We start from the raw sequence: 1,657 nt of genomic DNA on the forward strand, positions 1-1,657 counted from the left end.
TCCCTCAAGTTCACCGCGCTCCTTTTCGCTCAGCTCGATTAACGCCGCCGACTTGCTCATCGAGACGCCTCCATCCGGATCAAAGGCGATATAATCTCACGAATTATTCGATCGGGACACTAGATCATGATGCGATTACACAGAATCGCATCGTGATCTCATCTCTTTGTTTGAGCATGATCTTTTCGGAAAACCGGTTTCCACTTTTCCGGATCATGCTCTAGCGGACGTCTCCTGGTCGGCCGATGCAACCGATTTCGAGCACGACGGCGCGGTGTTTCCAGGCCGTCGTGCCCGCTCCGGCCACAATCACACCGTGAGGACGGTCGAGCCCGTGGTCTTGCGCGCGGCAAGGTCGGCCTGCGCCTTGGCCGCATCCTTCAGCGGATAGGTCTGGCGGACCTCGATCTTCACCGCGCCTGACTGCACCACCTCGAACAGCTCCTTGGCCATCACAACCAGGTTCTCGCGCTTGGCGGCATAGGTGTTGAGCGTGGGGCGGGTGACGAACAGCGAGCCCTTCTGAGCGAGGAGGCCGAGATTGAGCGGCTCGACCGAGCCGGAGGATTGGCCGAACAGCACGGCATAGCCGAGCGGCGCGAGACAATCGAGCGACTTCAGGAATGTGTCCTTGCCGACGGAATCATAGACCACCGGCACCTTCTTGCCCCCGGTGATCTCGTCGACCCGCTTCACGAAGTCTTCGCGGGTATAGATGATGGTGTGGTCGCAGCCATGGGCCTGCGCGAGCTTGGCCTTCTCGTCGCTCGACACGGTGCCGATCACCGTGGCGCCGAGGTGCTTCGCCCACTGGCTGAGGATCAGGCCGACGCCGCCGGCGGCCGCATGCAGCAGAATGGTATCGCCAGCCTTGACGCGGTAGCTCTGCCGGATCAGGTACTGCACCGTCAGCCCCTTCAGCATCATCGCAGCGGCAGTCCTGTCGTCGATGCTGTCGGGCAGCTTCAGCAGCCGGTCGGCCGGAATCAGCCGCGCCTCGGCATAAGCCCCGAGCGGCGCCGCGCCGTAGGCGACGCGATCGCCTGCTTTGAGATCGGTAACGCCCTCTCCGACCTCCTCGACGACGCCCGCAGCCTCCCCGCCCAGTCCGCTCGGCAGCGGCGCCGGATAGAGGCCGGAGCGATTGTAGATGTCGACGAAGTTGAGGCCAACCGCGGTGTGGCGAATGCGGGCTTCGCCGCGCCCGGGCTTGCCGACCGGGACTTCCTCCCAGACCAGCACCTCGGGTCCACCGGGCTTGTGAAAGCGAATGGCATGCGTCATGGCGTCTACTCCCAGATCGAGTTTACATACCGGACATTCCGGAACGCCCGTCACGAACGGGAGCGGAACGGCACGGGCTCACGCGTCGATGGCGTCCTTGATGCGCTTGTGCGTCAGCGGCAGATTTCGTAGCCGCTTGCCGGTGGCATTGGCAATCGCATTCGCGATCGAGGCCGCCGCCGGCCCCTGCCCGGTCTCGCCGCTGCCGAGGAACGGCTGCCCGGGCCGGTTGATGATGTGGACCCGGATGCTGTCCGGGACCGCGTCGAAGCGCAGGATCGGATAGGTCTGCCAATCGATGCTGGTGATCCTGCGCTCGTCGAAGCTGACGCTCTCGAACAAGGTCCAGCTCGTCGACTGCACGATCGCGCCT

The 1,657-nt window shown here is 63.7% G+C and carries 1 protein-coding gene and 1 pseudogene; both read right to left on the reverse strand.

Annotation, left to right across the window (positions count from 1 at the left end; genetic code table 11):
- Window positions 1–309 precede the first annotated feature (309 nt).
- On the reverse strand, window positions 310–1,284 hold the full coding sequence (locus WA702_RS25630; protein WP_425113337.1) for a quinone oxidoreductase family protein: 975 nt from the start codon (window positions 1,282–1,284) through the stop codon (window positions 310–312).
- Between the two features lie 78 nt (window positions 1,285–1,362).
- Window positions 1,363–1,657: pseudogene (locus WA702_RS25635) on the reverse strand (xanthine dehydrogenase family protein molybdopterin-binding subunit); the annotation flags it as partial.

The organism is Bradyrhizobium sp. (assembly GCF_049798375.1).
Taxonomy (GTDB): domain Bacteria; phylum Pseudomonadota; class Alphaproteobacteria; order Rhizobiales; family Xanthobacteraceae; genus Bradyrhizobium.

What these genes read in the sequence shown, in the direction of transcription:
- WA702_RS25630 (WP_425113337.1), bottom strand. Translation starts at nt 1,284, where the DNA reads ATGACGCATGCCATTCGCTTTCACAAGCCCGGTGGACCCGAGGTGCTG.